Source organism: Candidatus Hydrogenedentota bacterium, from assembly GCA_035416745.1.
Taxonomy (GTDB): domain Bacteria; phylum Hydrogenedentota; class Hydrogenedentia; order Hydrogenedentales; family SLHB01; genus UBA2224.
The window spans coordinates 76,585-95,165 of record DAOLNV010000012.1 but is presented as its reverse complement, the minus strand read 5'-3'; the positions used below and the strand labels follow the sequence as shown (position 1 = coordinate 95,165).

Here is an 18,581-nt window from a genome sequence, read left to right as displayed (position 1 = left end):
ACCAGCTGCTTCGAGACCACCAAGGCACTTTTACAGAAACTTCTTGACGCGGGCGCAATGGCCCATCTGTATTTCTGTCCATTCCGGACTGTTGGATCTGTCTTGACGCCATTGCCCCGTTGGGATAATATGCGTGGGGCGTACGAGCAGCCCTAGACCCAGTCTGTACACCAGCTTTGGCGCGGAGTTGCCGTGCGTTGACCAGCAAGAGTTCGTGTCCTTGGGGATGGCGGCCAAGAGCGTATCTGGGGGTAAGGGAAGATGAAAACGTTAGGTGCTTTTTCTATGCTCGGAGTGTGCCTGGCTCTGGTTATGTTGAGCGCGTGTTGGCAAGCATGGGCTCAGCAGCAAATGAGTGATGCGGAAGCTGCCGCCTCATGTGCGGCATGCGGAGGCTTCTTCTTTTTCATCATCATCGCGGGAGTGGTCATCAACATCCTTATACTGGTGTGGGTGGCCCGAGATGCGAAAGCGCGGGGAATGGATGGCGCGGTTCTCTGGATGCTGTTGGTCTTCTTTACCGGCTTGATAGGGTTGGTGATCTACCTTCTGGCCCGCCCACAAGGTGCGTTGGTACAGTGCCCGCATTGCAACAACAAGAGGCTTCAGGCAAGTGCAGTGTGCCCGCATTGCGGAAATCAGTAAGTTGGAGACGTGCGGCACTCGTATTGCCTGTCGTGTTGGCCGGCCTGGTGTTGATTGACACCGCAAGACCGGCACAAGTTCAGATTTGTGGGCGGCTCTATGTGTGTGCCGTACGGGGTTATCAACAGGTAAGCCGGCCCCATCTCGACAGGTTCGTACACTGCCGCTACATCCCTACATGTTCGGACTACTCGATTGAAGCCGTGCAGCGTTTCGGAATTGCCCGAGGCTTGGCGCTTACACTCTCGCGCGTGGCGAGGTGCCGCAAGAGCGTGCCGGTAGGAACCCCGGACCCCGTGCCCGCAGAGTGACGGATCGCGAGAGGCGACGGGCCCGCCTTGGTTTCCGCGGGTTCGCAAAAGAGACGTTACCAATAGCGAACCGATGATTGTTGGAACCGTTGCCATATCCGGAGAATCGAGGTCAGTGGGTTACAGCCCGCCGGTCTCGATCTTGAAGACGATCGCCAGGCCGTCGGGACTTGTTTCCGGACATGTGACGGCCAGGGCGTCTTTTTTCTGCTTCCACTTCATCGATTCTGAGGCGCCCAGCAGTGTCACGGCGGTCACCTTGACGGGCTTGTCTGAAGCTTTCTCGCCGAGCGAGGTCATGGAGATCTCTTTGCCCGCGCCCGGCCATCCAAGCACAATGGCGTAGACGGTGTTGCCGTTGCGGGTGTAACGGATGTCCTGCGGACCATATCCGAGATCGGTTTTCACAAAGTGACCACCCTTGTTCATCTGGGTGGGCCCTTCGCCATAGACGGTGAACGGACGGGTACCGTAGATTGCCTCTCCGAACCGGCCCAGCCACTCGCCAATCCCGAGCAAGACCTGTTGCTGGTCCTCGGGGATGGTGCCGTCGGCTTTGGGCGAGATGTTCAAGAGCAATTGGCCGTTTTTGCTGACAATGTCGATGAGGACGTGCAACACCTCGCGAGTGGGCTTGATCTTGAGGTCCTGGGTATAGCACCAACTGCCGTAGCTGATGGTGTCATCGGTGAGCCAGGCTTCCCTGGTCAACTGGTCGGCGCGGCCCTTTTCGAAATCTTCCACGGCAACCTCGAGGGGAAGGTCCCGTTGTTTGCAGGTGACCACGACGTCTTTTCCCCACTCGCTGGCGCGGTTGAAGTAGTGGGCGAGGAACTGTGTCTGGCAGCTTTCGTCAATTTCGTCAAGCCAGGAGTCGAACCAGATAATGTCGGGCTGGTAATTGTCGATGACCTCGAACAGTTTTCCCTTCCACAACTCGAGGAACTGGCGCCGCGGGATGTTGCCGTAGAGCAGGCGGAGTTCGGGGTCCTCGGAGACCGTGGGCCACCCTTCTACTCGAGGATAGTGGCCTTCCCAGACCAGGTTGCCGCCCTTGTTGACCATGTGCTGGTTGTTGCGGGCGTGGTGGAAGGTTACCACGAGGCGCATGGCGCGTTTTCGGATCTCTGTTGCCAATTCGCCCATGATGTCGCGATGGGGACCCTTGTTGACCACGTTCCAGGGGGTAAGGGCGCTGTTCCACATGGAGAACCCGTCGTGGTGCTCGGCAACGGGTCCGGCGAACCGCGCCCCGGCTTTCTGGAAGAGATCCGCCCATGCCTCGGGATCGAAATGCTCGGCCTTAAACATGGGAACGAAGTCGTGGTAGCCGAATTCGCTGGGTTCACCATACGTTTCGACGTGGTGTCTGTACTCGGGCTTGCCGGTGAGGTGCATGTCGCGGGGATACCATTCACTGCCGAACGCCGGCACGCAGTAGACGCCCCAATGGAAGTAAATGCCAAACTTGGCGTCGCGAAACCAGTCGGGGGCTTCGCTGTGGGTCATAAGCGACGGCCATTCGGGCTGGTACGGGCCCTGAGCGTCCGATTCCCCGGCTACGGCCTGAAGGGCGAGCCAGCACAGCCCCAAAACCGCCAGAATGCCTGCAGTTTCTCGATGTCCGGCCATGTTCCGCCACCTCCTGATGTTGAGCCCCTGCTTCCGTGGACCACTGTGCGGCACGGGCGCCCAAATCTCGTGACCGATTGCGTTTCGCGCGAGCGCATTCAGCCTCCGGTGACCGGCGGCACAACCGGCAGCAGGATGCGCGAGGGATGCGCGGCATTGTGCTCGACACTGTTGACCGCCGCCTGTACGCGCCGGTTCTGATTCAGCGGCTCGCCTGTGTTCGGGTTGACGTCGAACCGCGGGAAATTGCTGCTCGATATGTCGACGCGAATGCGGTGGCCCTTCTTAAAGACGTTCGAGGTGGGATACAGGGCGATCCGGACCGGATAGACCGTCCCGGGCTCCATGAGCTTCTCCTCCTTGAGCGAGTCGCGAAACCGTGTGCGGATGATGCCGTCGCCGATAATCAGATCGAATCCGTCGGGATAATCGCTGCCGGGCGGATACACATCCAACAGTTTCGCCGTGAAATCGGTGTCCGGCGCCGAGGAAGAAATCCACAATTCCACCTCCAGTTCGCCGGTCACCTCGATGTCTTCCGGAAGAGCCGCTGTCTGAAACACGAGGACGTCGTTGCGCGCCGACAACGGCACGGGCTTCTGCCAGTTCCAGACGTGCTCGCCGCCACGCTGATCCCGTGCGCCCTGAACAAGGATGTCGTTGCCCGACGATGTCTGCCCGCCGATCGTAGGCACGGGATTGCGCGGCTCAAACACGAAACTCGTCGCGCCGCCATCCTGCGGTGGCGCCTCCGTGGCCAGACCGCCGCCGGGCTGAAGGTGAAACGCGGTAACAACGGCCCGCGCCAACGGCCACTCCGGTTCGTCGCGCCAGTAACCGCCGTGGTCAAGGAGACCCTGCCCGTCTTTCGCCCCGCTGCCTGTTCCCATGACGAATATGCGCACGGCCGACGAGAACGGGGCTTCTTTTCGGGTGACCTTGGATTGCAGGCCTTTAAGCCAGTGGTCGTACCACTCGAGACGCCACTCGAGCGGGTCCGCGATGGCGGCGTCAGGCCCGAAATTCACCTGGCCGTGGGTGGATTTCCCCTGCGCTCCATGGATCCATGACCCCATGATGAGGTAGACGGGGCCCTTGATATGAGTGCTCAAGGCCCGGTAATTCGCCGTGGTGTTGCCTCCCCACGAATCGTACCACCCCCCCACGAGGTACACGGGGATGTCTTTGTACGTTTCGGGATAGTCGCGGATGTTGTTCTGCCGCCAGTAATCGACGTTGCCCCCGTGTTCAAGCGCGCCTACCAGCCAGTCCTCGTATTCCTCCGCCATGCGCAGGGGCGTCATTCCTCTGCGGAGCGGCATGTTGTACAGATACTCGACGCGGTTGTCGGCCAATTGCTGAAGAAGCTCCCGCGTGGCGGGGTCGCGCGACTGCCGGCTCCCCCGGGCCGCGTTGAGATGAATCCAGTTCCAGAACCGCAACTCGAATGCCCCGCCATTGCGCATGCTGGCATAGCCGAGATTCGACATCGCGTCCACCGGGATAACTGTCTTAAGCTGGGGTGGATTGGCCATGGCCATGGCGTGCTGCGTGCCTCCAACGTACGAGGTGCCGAGCATCCCGAGCTGGCCATCCGACCAAGCCTGAGCTTCGAGCCAGGCGGCCGTATCGCATCCGTCAGGCCCGTCATCGGTGAGCATGTGCCAGACGCCCTCGGACGCGTACCGGCCGCGCGTATCCTGCGCCACGAACGCATAGCCGCGTTCGGCAAAATACTGTCCCGAGTCTTTGTTTCCGTTCTTGTTGTAGGGCGTCCGCGTGAGAATGGCCGGCCACTTCCCCTCGACCGGTTGACCGTCCTTGGCGGGCAGATAGATGTCCGTCGCGAGGCGCACGCCGTCGCGCATGGGGGCCATGACATTCTCGAGCACCACGAAGCCGTACTCGGGCTCACGGGCAGGCGCCTGCGCCGCCAGCGCCGCCACTGTCAATAGAACGGCCATCATGCGCGCAATTGGTTTCATTAAGAGCGCCCCCTTCCCCACGCTTGCGGCTCCAGACACACCCATGGACAGGTAGTGTAGGCACACCCGGCGGCAACATCAACCCGGCGGAATGGGGCATACAGGTTATGAGCGGCGTGGTCCGGGCTGAAAGTGCTGGCTGCATGGTGCTGCCGGCTCGATCCGGCGGAACCGGCCCCGACTACGGCGCTCCATCGAGGCGATACGTAGCACTGGCGGCCTGTCAATCGGCCTCTGAGTGAACCTATTGCCCGATGACCGATACAGTGGCGGGCAAATCGTCGATCTCGATCTGTTTGCCATCCACTGCCGAATCGGCGTTGACGATGAATGTGTCGGCGAGAACTTCACCCGCGATCTTGTCTTCAAACGCGGACAGAACGCCGGCCAGGTCACGGCTTTCGGTCTTGACGGCCACGGAGATGTGGGCGTCATACGCCAGTCCCAAGTCCTTGCGAATGTCCTGCACGCAGCGGATGAATTCGCGGACCCAGCCCTCCTGGCGCAGGGCTTCGGTGATCTCGGTCGAGATGACCGCGACCATTTGGCGGCCCTGCGCCGCCGCGAACCCCTCCTTGGGTGTGAGGCGGACCTCCACGTCCTCGCTGGTCAATTCCACGGGCTCGCCGTCCAGGTCGAGGGTTAACGTGCCACCCTGCAGCTGCGCGCACATGGCAGCGGTATCTCCCTCGGCAAGGGCCTTCCCGACGGATTTCACTTTTTTCCCGAGCCGGGGACCGAGGATCTTGAAATTGGGTTTGAGTTCGAACGAGACATACGCGTCGGGATCCTCGGTGAAGGCGATTTCCTTGACGTTCAACTCGCTCTTGATGAGTTCAATGTGCTTTTCGAGGCCCGACCGCAGTTCGCCGCTGCTGAGGACGAGCTCGCACAATCCAAGCGGCTGCCGGACCTTGATGTTGGCCGTGCGGCGGGCGCTGAGCCCCAGAGTGACGGCTTCCCGCGTGGCGGCCATCTGCTCAAGAAGCTCCAGGTCTATCGCGGCTCGAAGGGCCTGGGGATACGACGTCAAATGCACGCTTTCGGGAGCGCCGGGCAATGGCCTCCGCAGGTTGCGCCACGTGACTTCCGAGAAGAACGGCACGAACGGCGCGGCCAACTGCGCGAGCTTCAACAGGCACTCGTACAGGGTCCAGTACGCGTTAGCCTTGTCGGCGCTCCACCCGCTGGCCCAGAAACGGTCGCGGCTGCGACGCACATACCAGTTCGAAAGGCTTTCCACGAACGCCTGGATGCTGCGCGCGGCCGGGTTGCAGCCGTACGATTCCATGGCTTCGCGTATGTCGAGAGTTGTGCGATCGAGTTCGTGAAGGATCCATTGGTCGAGTTCGGCGCGCTCGTCGCGAGGCAGATACGGGGCATCTCCGCCGTTTCCGGACGCATCAGAGGGATCAAGGTCCATGACTTCGAGAAACGCCGCCGGCGCGTTTGACGGATCGAAACCATCGAGGTTGGCGTAGATGACGAAGAAGCTGTAAACGTTATACCAGCGGATGAGCAGTTCGCGCTGGGCCTCTTCAACGTTGCGCTCGGAAAGACGGCCCGTGCTGGTGGGAGGGTTCTTGGCAAAGAAGCTCCACCGGAGAGCGTCCGCGCTGTATTTCTCAAACAACAGATTGGGTTCCTGGTAGTTCTTGAGCCGTTTCGACAGCTTCAGACCGTCTTCGCCCATGATGTGGCCCAGGCAGATGCAGCTCTTGAACGGATGAGGATAGTTCGCTTTCTCTTTCCCGTGAACGATGGTGCTGATTACCAGAAGAGCGTTGAACCATCCACGGGTCTGGTCGATGGCTTCGCTGATGAAATCCGCCGGAAACCGCTCGGTGAACTGCTTGTCGCTGCCGGGGACATGCGGATACCCCCATTGGGCAAAGGGCATGCAGCCCGCGTCGAACCACACGTCGATGACCTCGGGCACGCGGCGCATGCGCGCGGAGGGGTCCTTCGGGCTCTGGTAGGTCACCGCATCGATGTAAGGCTTATGGATCTTGAGGTGGTCGACCAGGCCCTGGTTCGCGGCCTTGGCCTTTTCCCATACGTCGACGCCCTGGACGCCGGGCTTGGACATCAGCTCCGCGTACGAGCCGACGGCTTCCATATAGCCGGTTTTCTCGCAGACCCAGACGGGCAGCGGCGTGCCCCAGTAGCGTTCGCGCGAGATGGCCCAGTCGACGTTATTCTCGAGAAAGTTGCCGAAACGGCCGTCGCGGATGTGTTCCGGCTGCCAGTAGATGCGCTTGTTGTTCGCCAGAAACTCGTCCCGGAACTGCGACGTACGAATGAACCAGCTCCGGCGGGCGTACTGGATCAGAGGGTCGTCATCGGCCCTCGGGCAGAATGGGTATGCGTGACGGTACTGCTCGTGTTTGAGGATCGCGCCGTTCTCCTTGAGGAACCGGGTGAGGCCCTTGTCGGCATCCTTGCAGAACTGTCCCGCAAACGGGGTCTGGTCGTAGGGATCGACGTCGGTGACGCGTTCATCGAACGTGCCGTCGGGTCTAACGTAACACAGGAACCCGATGCCCAGCTCCTGACAGACACGGTAGTCATCTTCGCCAAACGCCGGGGCAATGTGGACGATGCCGGTACCGGTCTCGAGGTCAACGAAATCGCCGGGGATGACCTCCCAATACTTGTCCGCTTCCTTGCTTCCGTCAACCGTGGCCGGAATGCCGTAATCGAAGAGGGGCTGGTATTTCAGGCCCAGCAGGTTGAGTCCCTTGAAGATCTTGACCACATTGGCATGCTCACCGAAATACCGTTCCACCAAGGGCAGCGCGAGGATGAGGATTTCCTCGCCGGACCCGGCGGTATGACTCACGGCGGCATATTCAATGTCGGGACCCACGGCTGCCGCGCAGTTGCTCGACAGGGTCCATGGGGTAGTGGTCCAGATGAGCAGGCTGGCATTCGGATTGTCGATGCCCAGCGCCTTGCGGCTGGCTTTGGGCAGACGCAGGCGGACCGTGATGGCGGGGTCGTCGGTGTCGCGATAGCCTTCGCCGACTTCGCCGGCCGAGAGGGCGGTGCCGCCCTGAGCCCACCACCACACCACCTTGTGCCCCTGGTAAAGCAGACCCTTGTCAAACAACTGTTTCAAGGCCCACCAGACGCTTTCGACGTAGCTCTGGTGGTAGGTGATGTAAGCCTGCTCGAGATCGACCCAGAACCCGATGCGGTCGGTGAGTTCCTCCCATTCGCGCTGATAACGGAACACCGATTCAATGCACGTGCGGTTGAATTTCTCGACGCCGTACTCCTCGATGGCTGCCTTGCCGCCGTCGATGATACCGAGTTCCTTGCACACCTCGATTTCAACGGGGAGACCATGGGTATCCCAGCCCGCCTTGCGCTCGCAGAAATAGCCCGTCATGGTCTTGTAACGCGGGAAAATATCCTTGATGGTGCGCGTGAGACAGTGGCCGGGATGCGGCATGCCGTTGGCCGTGGGAGGACCTTCATAGAACACGAATTCGGGAGCCCCTTTACGCGCCTCGAGGCTCTTGTGGTAGATGCGGTTTTCTTTCCAGAACCGGATGATATCCTTTTCGGCCTCCGAGAAGTTGAACGGGGACGGCACCGGCTCGAATGCATGGTCGCTCATAACAAAGACTATCCTTAGCGTCGTGTGTTCGGGTCTATAGAAATGCGCCGGAGGGCGCTTCAAGGCGGTAATACCAGGATTATCCCGATTTTCGCGGGGTGTTTTCAAGTGGAGGCAATGGGGCTTATGCTGCGAATGAGACATGTGGAGGATGGTGAGTGGCCGGAGATTCGGGACAGACCCGTCTCGCTCCTGGCTTTGCTCACCGGGGTTAATCCCTTTCCAGGCCCTCACTCTTTCACTCCGATGCGGGAAAAGGCTACTATTAGCGTCGATAAGCCCGGGGGGCACGTGGAAGGGAAGCCATTGGGGATGTCTGCATTCATATCTCTGAGACTGGCGTGTGTGCTTTTGTCAACGGTGTGCCTGTCGGTCTGCGCATGGGGCGCGGAGGCCGCGGCGCCAGCAAACGAACCGGCTGGGGCTCCCGGCGAGGCGGACCGCCTGTGGCATGTGTTTGGCGGAGAAATCCCGGAACAGGCCGACGCCCTGCGCTTCGTCATCGACGCGTGCTGCGCCAAGGCGCGGCAGCGCACCGACCCGAAGGACAAGGCGGAGTGGGATGCGCGTGCGTCCGGCGTCAAGCACGAACTGGCCAGGGCGCTGGGGCTCGACCCGATGCCGGAAAAAACGCCCCTGAACGCGCGGGTAACGGGGCGGGCGGAGCGTCCGGAGTATTTCATCGAGAACGTGGTGTTCGAGAGCCGGCCCAACTTCCTGGTGACGGCGAACGTGTACGTTCCCAAGGGCGTCGAATTGCCCGCGCCGGCCATCGTGGTGGTCCCGGGACACGCCATGGACGACGGCAAGAACTACGCGCTGTATATGCGCGCCCAGCTCGGGCTGTTGCGCCTGGGGTGCATCGTGCTTGGATACGACCCGATCGGGCAGGGCGAACGCAAAGCGCCCGGTTTCGATCATCTGATGGGGTACGGGTCCCTGCTTGTGGGACAAACCAACGAAGGGATGATCGTATGGGATACCATGCGGGCGGTGGACTACCTGCTGACGCGGCCGGACGTGGATCCCAAGCGCCTGGGCCTCACCGGAAACTCAGGCGGCGGCGAAAACACGTTCTATACCATGCCGCTCGAGGAGCGCTTCTCCGCGGCGGCGTCCTTCTGTTTCGTGTGTTCATACGAGGACTGGATTCGCGACGGGGGCAACCACTGCATCTGCAACCATCTGCCGGGCATCCTCAATCACATGGAGGAATTCGAAATCATCGGCTTGAACGCGCCCCGGCCGTTCTTGTCGGGCAGTGGCGCAGAAGACAAGATTTTCCCCATCGCGGGCGTGCGGCTGACGTGCGAGCGCGCACGCCGTATCTATGCCATGCATGATGCGGCCGACCGCATGGTCAATATCGACGTGCCTCTGGGGCACGGCTGGTCGGACCCTCTTCGCGAGGCCGGATACGGCTGGATGAGCAAGTGGCTTCTCGGGAAAGGCGACGGCAGCCCCGTCAAAGAGGCGCAATTCGAGCTCGAAGACCCCAAATCTCCGGACATGCTGTGTTTCGACGGCAATCCGATTCCCGCGGAGTCGGAGACCGTCGTGACATTGAACCGGAAACGCGCGGAGGCCTTGCGCGCGGCCTACAACACGCCGCCCGGTGACAACGCGGCGTGGGAGGAGCAGGCTGATGCTCTGCGCAATGCCATCTGGGAGGTGTTCGGGGGCCGTCCGGCGGAATCCGCGCCCGAGACCCGCACGGCGGGCACGTTTGACTGGGATGGGCGCCGCGTCGAAACACTGGCGATCGCGACCGAGCCCGGCATCGAGGTGGCTGCGCTGCTTCTACAGCCCGCAACGGCCAGCGGAAAGGCGCCGGCCGCGCTTTACCTGGGGGGCAACAAGCTCGAGGTGCGGGACGACGTACGGGCCCGGAAGCTGCTGGATGAAGGCTGGCGCGTGCTTGCCCTCGACGCGCGGGGCATGGGCGAAACCATGGGCTCCTACCCCGAAAACCAAATTGTGAGCGACAGCGTCCACCTGGGGCGGCCGCTGTTTGCGCAACGCGTGTGGGACGTGCTTCAGGCGGCGCGGTATCTGCAATCGCGTGCTGATGTCGACGCTGCGCGTCTACGCTGTATCGGAAACGGCCCTTCCGCGGTCCTGGCACTGTTCGCGGCGGCGTTGGGAGGCGGATTCGAGCACGTTGACGCGGTGAAACCTCTGGGCAGTTTCCGGTTCTTCATCGAGAATGACCAACCCCAGCCGTTGTGGCTGTGCGTGCCCGATATCCTGAAAGCCGCCGACGTGGCGCAGGCCGCGGCATTGGCTGCCCCCGCTTGGGTGGCTATTGTCGAGGCCGTCGGATACGGAAATCAGCCGCTCGGGGTGGATGCCGCAAGCAGCGAATTTGCCTTCTCCAGGAAAGTCTACGAAGTCATGGGAATTGCGGAACGGTTTGATGTTCGGTAGCTCTGCCCCGGCAGATGCCAGAATCGGGATGGTTGGCATATGACACAGTTCTCGGGCCTCGACACCCTTATTATCGTCAGCTATTTCACGGTGGTCGTCGTGTTGGGATTCGCCGTCGGTACGACAAAGAAACGTTCGTCGGAGGACTATTTCCTCGCGGGGCGGACTCTGCCATGGTACGTAGTCGGAGCTTCGTTCATCGGGGCCAATATCTCGACCGAACATTTCATTGGAATGGTCGCGGCCGCCTACACCTACGGAATCTGCGTGGCCCAATGGGAATGGGGCAACATCTTCGCATTTTCGGTCCTCGTATGGTTTTTCATCCCCTTCCTGTTGAAGAGCCGCGTGTTCACCGCGCCGGAATTCCTCGAGCGGCGCTATAACGCAGCCTGCCGCCTGATGTTCGCCGTGTTGACGGTGGTAGCCAACATCACGGCGTTCCTGGCGGCGGTGTTGTATGCCGCAGCGGTCGGCCTGAAGGCCGTGTTCGCATGGCCTGATACGGTTGCCCTTGGGGGCGTGGAGGTTTCGACGCTGGTGCTGTGCGTCGTGGGCACAGGCGTCATCGCCGGGAGCTATGCCATCTACGGCGGTCTGCGGTCGGTTGCGTGGACCGACCTGTTCCAGGTCATCGTCATGATCATCGGCGGCGTCATGGTAACCTTCCTCGGCCTCGCGTACTTGGGAAACGGCGACGGGCTCATCGCGGGATGGGACGTCATGGTCGCCCGCAACCTGGGCGAAGGCGCCGCATGGAAAGCGGCCATCGACGGCGCCGCGCAGGAGCTCGTCGGCCGGGACCATTACAACAGGCTGCAGGTCTTTCAGCCGTTTTCGCACAAGCTGGTGCCGTGGCAGGGAATCTTGCTGACATGGCTCTCAGTCAGCATCTGGTACAACTGCATCAACCAGTTCATGATCCAGCGCGTGTTCGGGGCAAAAAACGACTGGCACGCCCGGATGGGCATCATCTTCGCGGGATTCATAAAGATCCTCCTGCCCCTCATCGTAGTGATCCCCGGGTTGATCTATTTCGCGATGGAACCCGGCGTCACCGGGCCGCTGCAGGTCGATCAGACCTATGCGGTGTTGGTAACCAAACTCTTACACTCGGGAACCCGAGGCCTCTTACTGGCGGCCCTGTTCGGAGCGATTAATTCGACTATCGACTCGGTGCTCAATTCGACCTCGACCATCATCACGCTGGACATTCATCAGAAGTTCATCAATCCCGGGGCTTCCGAGGAGAGTCTGGTCAAAATGGGCAAATGGGTCAGCACGGCGGTGCTGGTAATCGCGATGGCCATTGCGCCGTTCATCGGGTGGCTGGGCCAGGGAGTCTTTTACTATATTCAGAACCTGTACGCGTATTTTGCGCCGCCGTTCGCCGCCGTGTTCCTGATCGGCATCTTGTGGAAACGGGCCACGCCCATCGCGGCAACGGTCACCATCCCGGCGGGAATCACGTTCGGGCTCTTTCTCGAATTCGTGGTGTTCAAATACTGGCTTGAGAGCGGAACCGCATTCACGCTGCGCTCGGTGTACAACTGGCTGTTTTGCGTGCTATTGATGTTCTTGTTGAGCCTGGTCACGCCCCCCGCGCCGCCTGAAAAGACCACGGACGAGGTGACCATCAACTGGCGAACCCTGGCGGCTTTCAAGGACCTGGGTTCGCCCTGGTACCGCAACGTGGCCTTCTGGTGGGCATTGTTCGTGGTGGGCATCGTGGGCTGTTATATAGCGTTCAGCGGCCTCTTCCTGACGGCCCGCGGCTGAAAATGCGGACATTCAATGATATTCTGAAGTGCGGTGTGGGCCTCGACAACCGTTGAAAGAGACTACCGTGTATGAAGAGTGCTCCTGACAAACCGGCGCGGTTTCGGGTAACGCGCGTGCTCGCCCTGATTGTCATTCTGTTCATCGGAGCCCTGGTAGGGTTCGTCTCGGCGCTGATGGTGGTGTGGGAAGCGGGAGGCCTTGCGGGAGCGGTTCAGCTGGTACCGGAGCCGATCCGGAAATTGGCCGAATCGAAGCGCGAGGAGGTAAGAAGGCCGTTGCCGAACGATCGGGCCGCGGTTCTATCCCCCGAACAGGAAGAGCAGCTCCAGCAGATCATGGCGCTGGGATACGTCAGCGGGTCCACCGCGCCGCCAGCGCAAGAGGGCGTGACGGTGCATGATGCCGGCCGCGCCCAGCCGGGGCTGAATCTGGTTCTGTCGGCGCACGATGCCCAGGCCGCGCTCATGGCGATGGACGGGACCGTCCTGCATGCCTGGCAGAAGAAGTACGACGAGGTATGGCCCGGCGCCGAGGCTTTGTCTCAATACCAGGGCTTCTTTCGCCGTGCGTTTCTGTATCCCAACGGGGACCTTCTGGCGGTTTTCGAGAACTCGGGGCTGATCAAGCTCGATCGCGACTCGAATGTGCTCTGGGCAAAACGCGAAATGTTTCATCACGTGGCGAAGCCGTGGGACGACGGCACCGTTCTTGCGCTTTGCCGACACCAGCGCACTCTGCCCGAGATCAGCCCCAGTCTCACATGTTACGACGACGACATCGTCGTCATGCAGCCCGACGGAACCGAGCTGCGCCGCGTGTCGGTCTTCGAATGCGTCATGAACTCGCCTTTTCGCCAAATCATCCGGCCGGAATGGCTGAAACGCAAAGAACAGCCCATCGACGTCCTGCACACCAACGATTTGCAGGTGCTGGACGGACAATTTGAGGCTGAAGGGTCCGCGTTCAAACGCGGAAACCTCCTGATTTCCCTTCATGAGCAGAGCTTCGTTGGAATCCTCGAGCCCGAAAAGCAGGCGCTGGTGTGGGGCCTGACGAGCATGTGGCGCCATCAGCATAATCCACAGCTTCTGTCCGAGGGCGACCTCATCGTATTCGACAACTTCGCCACCGACGAATCGTCCAAGGTTATCGAGCTGAATCCGTTTACCCAGGAAGTGTTGTGGGTATATGAGGGGGACGCCGCGCACCCGTTCTTCACGAAGACCTGCGGAGCCGCCCAACGGCTCCCGAACGGCAACACGCTCATAACGGAGTCGAACAGGGGCCGCGCCTTCGAGGTCACCCCCCAAAAAGAGATCGTGTGGGAATACGTGAACCCCGAGCGGGCAGGCGACAATGACGAGTTCATCGCGGACCTGATGGACGTGACCCGTCTCGCGCCAGATGATCCGGCTCTCGAATGGTTTGCTCCAGCGGCAGGGAACAAGCCTCCAGACGGAGCATAGCGGCTGGTGATAAGACGAGCGCGCGGGGCTTGTACGCCGCCGCGCGCTTGAATTACCGACAGAATCGCCCTCGAAATCATCCGTTCCTGGACATGAAGGCCTTCATGAAGTCACTTAGAGCCTTGACGCCCTCAACCGGAACGGCGTTGTAGATGGATGCGCGGCAGCCCCCGACGGAGCGGTGTCCTTTAAGCGAGGCAAGACCATTGGCCCCGGCTTCCTTGATGAACGCGGCCTCGAGTTCCTCGCTGGGCAGGCGGAACGTAACGTTCATGATGGAACGGCAATCGACCTGCGAGTGACCTTTGTAGAAGCCGCCGCTGCCATCGATGACGTCGTACAGCATCTTGGCCTTCTGCTTGTTGATCGCATACATCTTGTCCAAACCGCCGATCTCTTCGATGAGCCATTTGGTCACGAGCATGACCATGTAGATGGTGAAGGTCGGCGGGGTATTGTAAAGTGAGGCGTTCTCGGCTATGTTCTTGTAATCCAGCATCGCCGGGAGGTTCTCCGGCACGCGTGCCAGCATCTCGTCGCTGATGATAACCACGGCTACACCCGACGGGCCGACATTTTTCTGGGCGCCGGCGTAGAGAATCCCATACTTCGAAACGTCAATCGGCCGCGACAGAATGTCTGACGAGGCGTCGCAGAACAGCGGCACGCTCCCCGTGTCGGGCTCTTCGAAAAACTCGACGCCTTCAATGGTCTCGTTCGACGTGAAGTGCACATACGCCGCGCCGGGATCCAGGTCCAATTCGTCTTGCTTGGGCACACGAACGTATTTCTCGGCCTTCCCCTCCCACGCGACGCGAACATTGCCTACGCGTTTGGCTTCCTTCATGGCCTTGTTGCCCCAGGAACCCGTAAGGACGTAATCAGCGGGTTTGCCGGAATTCTGGAGGAAGTTCATGGGGGCCATGATGAATTGCAGAGATGCCCCGCCCTGAAGAAAAAGCACGCGGTAGTTGTCGGGGATGTTGAGCAAGGTACGGAAATTCTGCTGGGCCTGCTCGATGATCGCCAGGAATTCTTTGGACCGGTGACTGATCTCCATCACCGACGCCCCGGCCCCCGGCAACACCAGAAAGTGCTCGCGGGCCTCCTCGAGAGCCGGCAAGGGCAAAGCGGCCGGGCCCGCGGCGAAATTGTAGACTCGTTCTGCCATATGAGTACTCCTCTCCTTGGCTTTCATGCTGAGCGTTGACTTGTGAAAACTCTTCGTAATTCCCGCTGCCCTTATCACGGCTGCGAAGGGCGGAACCTTCCGACAAGAGACGCTGGAGACGTTATGGTAATCATCCCGCTGGGGCGGTTTCAAGCGAAATGCAGGCCCCTAATCCGGAAAAGACGACGACTGGGGAAACTCACACAAAAACGCAAAGGACATGGGAGAAATGGCGCGCGCGCGGAAGCGAAATCTACGCGACGTCTCCGTTTATGATGCGGGAAATGCCGTTCCTCATCGACGCCTCGCCGAAGTCGAGTAGACAGCCGAGTCTGATACCCGTCAACCGCAGATACGTCAACAGCTGCTTATGGTGTGCCTTCGTCACCTTCTCCACGGATTTGAGTTCCACAAGAACGGTATCCTCCACGATGAGGTCCGCACGAAACCCTTCGTCGAACCGGATGCCGCGAAGCTCGATGGGGATGGGAACTTGCCGCGCCACGCGCAGACCCCGGGCCTCCAAATCGCGTGCAAGAACCGCTTCGTACACTGTTTCCAACAGCCCGGGACCCGTCTCTCGATGAAGCGCCACCGCGCAATCCACAATGATGCTTCCTATCGCATTCTGTTCCGGAGGATTCAATCTTCGTGTTCCCTGTGTCTCCGTGTGAGTTCGTTCTTGTCTCTATGGAGACAATAAGATCCCTCCAACGAGGTCTTTCCTGTCCAGCGATCAGGACCCTGATTCCGGCTTCGCGCAACCGGCGCCGCAGTCGAATGGCACACGTGTTCGTTGCGGACAGCGCTGGGACGCCGCCGGAACACCTCCGTGATGCGGCCCGCCTCGCTGGGGTCGTTTGCCACGTCGAACACCACTACCGGTTTGGCATGGTTGCGTTCCCAGGTAAACGCAGGCAATGCAACCGTGCCCTCCGGCCCGGCCGCCGCCAACAACGCATCGACGACCGCGTCCGCCCCGCCGTCGACATAGCCGAACGCGTTCAGCGACGAATGCGCGTACACCACGTCCCCCGGCCGGATACCAAGTTCCTGCAGTCCGCGCAGGATATCCCCTTGTGTTACCCGCAGCTTATTCTCCATGGGCTTTCTTCCTCGGGCTATTGCAGATTTGAGACAAGTCTATCACCCGCATTCTCGCGAGGCGAGGGTCCCCTGCAAGCCGTACAGGAACCCGGAATAACCCTTTCCAGTGGCTGCGTAAGAGCGGTCGGCCGCTGTATATTAATTGGTCAAGAGTGCATAACTTTTAATCCTGCGGGGACAACATGTCAATCGCCGAGGGCATGGGCCATCGCGCCGTAAGCCCTTTAAAAACAACTACTTAGCGTGCGCCGCATGTTTCGGCACAGTACTTGCCTATCTCAACGGTGGTGGTCTATTTTCGCTAGTAGGGGCCATTCACAAGCGGAGGAAGTCTATTATGGCACGCGGAGTAGCGTTTTTTGCAGCCTTGGTGCTCGCATTCGGGGTATCGGGGGCTTATGCCGAGGGGATTCTTCTCACGTTTGAGGGTTCGGCATGGTTCAACTGGGCCCTCCACGACCCGGATACGCAGCAGTATGACTGGGGAGAGGGCGACCCGTTTGACATCACTCTTCAGGTGTGCGTTCAATTGGATACGCTCTTCTACACCGAGGATCCCGCGCTGCTCACGTACGACTTGTATGGGACGGGGAGCGTCCTATGGTGGCAGGTTGACGACGGGATCTCTACGGAACTGTATACCGCCGCGGGTTTCACCGGCGGCTACACCTATGTGCGTCCATCCGCGAGCGTCTTGCTGCGCGGTGACGCGAACGGGTGCCAAGGCGCTTACACGTCGTTCGAGCTGTTTGCGGCGAGTCCAACGGAAAGCGACAATCCGGCCTACGCATCGTACAGCGACACGGCTGTGTTTGCCCAGTTGTCTGGCGATACCTACTTCGGCAATTACCCGTTTTTCTGGGCCAACATGGAGACTTCCCAAGAGGTCTATCTCGACGAATACAATTATCTGGCCGACTCGTCCTACGTCGAAGGCTACGCCTTCATGGGAGACCTTGCGGGCTGGCAATGGTGTGAGTGCGGCGAACCGATCGTGCCTGAGCCCACATCGCTCAGCCTCCTGGGTCTGGGACTTGGCGGCCTCATAGCCCGCCGCATGCGACAACGCTTCTGAATTCACATCCGTGGGTTTTTGCCGTTCTGAGCGCTTCTTTCGGGGGCGTTGCCGTACGCGGCACGGCGTCAACTGACAGTGCCCTGACCTATCGCCGCCAGGCGGCCGGAAGCGGAAGAGGCTTGGCCCAGCGCAGGACCTCGTCCAGCGGGGTCAAGTGTCCCTCGATAAATTGCAGCACGAGTTCCATCACGCCGTGAGCGTCGGCCATCGAGCGGTGCAGGCCCTCCGTGCTCTTGCCGTAGTAGTCCAACAACGTGCCGAGCTTGTAGTTTGGCGTTCTCAGGCCGAGAGACCGCGCCCACTCGAGCGTATCCGCCACCTTGAGCGGGGGGCATTTCCGCCGCGCTTTTGTGTAGGTGGCCTCGAGAAACCCTGCATCAAACGCGGCGTTGTGCGCCACGTAGACCGCATTGGGTCCCGCCCATTCGATGAAGGCTTCAAGCACCGTGAGCGGCGGTTCGGCTCCCGCCACCATCTCGGTCGTGATTCCCGAGACCGCGGTGCTTTCGGGCGGGATCGCGCAGCCGGGATTCGCAAACCGCTCGAACCGTCCGGCGACCTCGCCTGTCGGGGTGAACTTCACGCCGCCTATCTCGATGATGTCGCTTTCGTCGGGATACAAGCCGGTGGTCTCGAAATCGAACGCCACAATCACCGATCCCGAAGGGCCGGGCGGGGAATCAGCATCGGGCTTGCAAGGCTCTCGGACTTGGATGGCCTCGGCAGGCGCTTTGCCGATGGGCGCGCTCGGGAGAGTGCTGGCGAGCTTCATGAGGCGGCTGACTTCGCGTTCGAGTGCGCCCGTGCGGGCGCGGGCGGTATCGGCGCCCTTGGCCACCTCGCCGCGCAGTGCTGCGAGATAGCGGCTTACGTCATGGATTCGAATCGCTGAGGTCAGGGCAATTGGAGGCGCCGGCAGGTCAGACTCCTTCACCCGGCTCACCCACTCCGCCAATTCCGCCCAATCCATCGTACCTACCTCAGGGTCTGGCCGGAGACAGACCGCGCCGTTCCGCTTCGCGATACCTTGGTTTTACCCCGGCCACGCGACCATACTACGCAAAAGAGCATTCAAGGTGAAGACAGTTAAATAAGCGCGCAACAACTTTCTACGAAGATGTTGCGCGCGAACCGGCATGGCCTACCCGGAGGGACTCGAACCCCCAACCTCTTGGTCCGTAGCCAAGCGCTCTATCCAATTGAGCTACGGGTAGACAGTCTTGTTGAGCGGAAAAAATCTTACCATATGCCCCCGTTGCATTGCAAACACGAGACCGGCACAGCTCAGTGCTCCCCAGGTCGTGCTGAGAGGCCTGTTTGGATACAAGACCGTCTTGGCTGCCGCGGAACAC

General features: G+C 60.5%; 12 protein-coding genes and 1 tRNA gene. 5 read left to right on the top strand and 8 right to left on the bottom strand.

What is annotated here, in order from left to right:
• Window positions 1–261 precede the first annotated feature (261 nt).
• Window positions 262–645: a PLDc N-terminal domain-containing protein gene (locus PLJ71_06610; GenBank protein HQM48342.1), complete on the top strand. Its 384-nt coding sequence runs from the start codon at window positions 262–264 to the stop codon at window positions 643–645.
• 431 nt (window positions 646–1,076) lie between these two features.
• Here PLJ71_06610 and PLJ71_06605 read toward each other — a convergent pair whose 3' ends face one another.
• The 3 genes from PLJ71_06605 to ileS form a co-directional block, all read right to left on the bottom strand.
• The gene (locus PLJ71_06605; protein ID HQM48341.1) at window positions 1,077–2,588 is read right to left on the bottom strand and encodes an alpha-L-fucosidase; all 1,512 of its coding nucleotides are present in this window, start codon (window positions 2,586–2,588) and stop codon (window positions 1,077–1,079) included.
• Between the two features lie 98 nt (window positions 2,589–2,686).
• On the bottom strand, window positions 2,687–4,573 hold the full coding sequence (locus tag PLJ71_06600) for a CocE/NonD family hydrolase (GenBank protein ID HQM48340.1): 1,887 nt from the start codon (window positions 4,571–4,573) through the stop codon (window positions 2,687–2,689).
• A gap of 244 nt (window positions 4,574–4,817) precedes the next feature.
• Entirely contained in the window at window positions 4,818–8,198 is a 3,381-nt protein-coding gene (gene ileS, locus PLJ71_06595) for an isoleucine--tRNA ligase (protein ID HQM48339.1), read from the bottom strand.
• A gap of 312 nt (window positions 8,199–8,510) precedes the next feature.
• Here ileS and PLJ71_06590 point away from each other — a divergent pair, with 312 nt between their 5' ends.
• The 3 genes from PLJ71_06590 to PLJ71_06580 all read left to right on the top strand — a co-directional run bounded on the left by PLJ71_06590 (window position 8,511) and on the right by PLJ71_06580 (window position 13,873).
• The gene (locus PLJ71_06590; GenBank protein ID HQM48338.1) at window positions 8,511–10,625 is read left to right on the top strand and encodes an acetylxylan esterase; all 2,115 of its coding nucleotides are present in this window, start codon (window positions 8,511–8,513) and stop codon (window positions 10,623–10,625) included.
• A gap of 39 nt (window positions 10,626–10,664) precedes the next feature.
• The gene (locus tag PLJ71_06585) at window positions 10,665–12,404 is read left to right on the top strand and encodes a sodium/solute symporter (GenBank protein HQM48337.1); all 1,740 of its coding nucleotides are present in this window, start codon (window positions 10,665–10,667) and stop codon (window positions 12,402–12,404) included.
• Between the two features lie 71 nt (window positions 12,405–12,475).
• On the top strand, window positions 12,476–13,873 hold the full coding sequence (locus PLJ71_06580) for an arylsulfotransferase family protein (GenBank protein HQM48336.1): 1,398 nt from the start codon (window positions 12,476–12,478) through the stop codon (window positions 13,871–13,873).
• Window positions 13,874–13,949: 76 nt separating this feature from the next.
• On the opposite strand, the gene serC is transcribed toward PLJ71_06580, so the two are convergent.
• The 3 genes from serC to PLJ71_06565 all read right to left on the bottom strand — a co-directional run bounded on the left by serC (window position 13,950) and on the right by PLJ71_06565 (window position 16,148).
• Window positions 13,950–15,044 carry a 3-phosphoserine/phosphohydroxythreonine transaminase gene (gene serC, locus PLJ71_06575; GenBank protein ID HQM48335.1) on the bottom strand — a complete coding sequence of 365 codons (1,095 nt, stop codon included), beginning with the start codon at window positions 15,042–15,044 and terminating at the stop codon, window positions 13,950–13,952.
• Window positions 15,045–15,297: 253 nt separating this feature from the next.
• Entirely contained in the window at window positions 15,298–15,690 is a 393-nt protein-coding gene (locus PLJ71_06570) for a GxxExxY protein (protein ID HQM48334.1), read from the bottom strand.
• Window positions 15,687–16,148 (bottom strand): AAC(3) family N-acetyltransferase, encoded by a 462-nt coding sequence (locus PLJ71_06565; GenBank protein ID HQM48333.1) that lies wholly within the window; start codon window positions 16,146–16,148, stop codon window positions 15,687–15,689. Before PLJ71_06565 ends, PLJ71_06570 begins: the two co-directional genes overlap by 4 nt.
• A 340-nt stretch (window positions 16,149–16,488) precedes the next feature.
• Between PLJ71_06565 and PLJ71_06560 the strand changes: the two genes are divergently transcribed.
• Window positions 16,489–17,226: a PEP-CTERM sorting domain-containing protein gene (locus PLJ71_06560; GenBank protein HQM48332.1), complete on the top strand. Its 738-nt coding sequence runs from the start codon at window positions 16,489–16,491 to the stop codon at window positions 17,224–17,226.
• A gap of 88 nt (window positions 17,227–17,314) precedes the next feature.
• On the opposite strand, the gene PLJ71_06555 is transcribed toward PLJ71_06560, so the two are convergent.
• On the bottom strand, window positions 17,315–18,199 hold the full coding sequence (locus PLJ71_06555; protein HQM48331.1) for a 3'-5' exonuclease: 885 nt from the start codon (window positions 18,197–18,199) through the stop codon (window positions 17,315–17,317).
• Window positions 18,200–18,366: 167 nt separating this feature from the next.
• Window positions 18,367–18,443: transfer RNA gene (locus PLJ71_06550), tRNA-Arg, on the bottom strand.
• Window positions 18,444–18,581: the final 138 nt, after the last annotated feature.

What these genes read in the sequence shown, in the direction of transcription:
- PLJ71_06610 (HQM48342.1), top strand. Translation starts at nt 262, where the DNA reads ATGAAAACGTTAGGTGCTTTTTCTATGCTCGGAGTGTGCCTGGCTCTG.
- PLJ71_06605 (HQM48341.1), bottom strand. Translation starts at nt 2,588, where the DNA reads ATGGCCGGACATCGAGAAACTGCAGGCATTCTGGCGGTTTTGGGGCTG.
- PLJ71_06600 (HQM48340.1), bottom strand. Translation starts at nt 4,573, where the DNA reads ATGAAACCAATTGCGCGCATGATGGCCGTTCTATTGACAGTGGCGGCG.
- ileS (HQM48339.1), bottom strand. Translation starts at nt 8,198, where the DNA reads ATGAGCGACCATGCATTCGAGCCGGTGCCGTCCCCGTTCAACTTCTCG.
- PLJ71_06590 (HQM48338.1), top strand. Translation starts at nt 8,511, where the DNA reads ATGTCTGCATTCATATCTCTGAGACTGGCGTGTGTGCTTTTGTCAACG.
- PLJ71_06585 (HQM48337.1), top strand. Translation starts at nt 10,665, where the DNA reads ATGACACAGTTCTCGGGCCTCGACACCCTTATTATCGTCAGCTATTTC.
- PLJ71_06580 (HQM48336.1), top strand. Translation starts at nt 12,476, where the DNA reads ATGAAGAGTGCTCCTGACAAACCGGCGCGGTTTCGGGTAACGCGCGTG.
- serC (HQM48335.1), bottom strand. Translation starts at nt 15,044, where the DNA reads ATGGCAGAACGAGTCTACAATTTCGCCGCGGGCCCGGCCGCTTTGCCC.
- PLJ71_06565 (HQM48333.1), bottom strand. Translation starts at nt 16,148, where the DNA reads ATGGAGAATAAGCTGCGGGTAACACAAGGGGATATCCTGCGCGGACTG.
- PLJ71_06560 (HQM48332.1), top strand. Translation starts at nt 16,489, where the DNA reads ATGGCACGCGGAGTAGCGTTTTTTGCAGCCTTGGTGCTCGCATTCGGG.
- PLJ71_06555 (HQM48331.1), bottom strand. Translation starts at nt 18,199, where the DNA reads ATGGATTGGGCGGAATTGGCGGAGTGGGTGAGCCGGGTGAAGGAGTCT.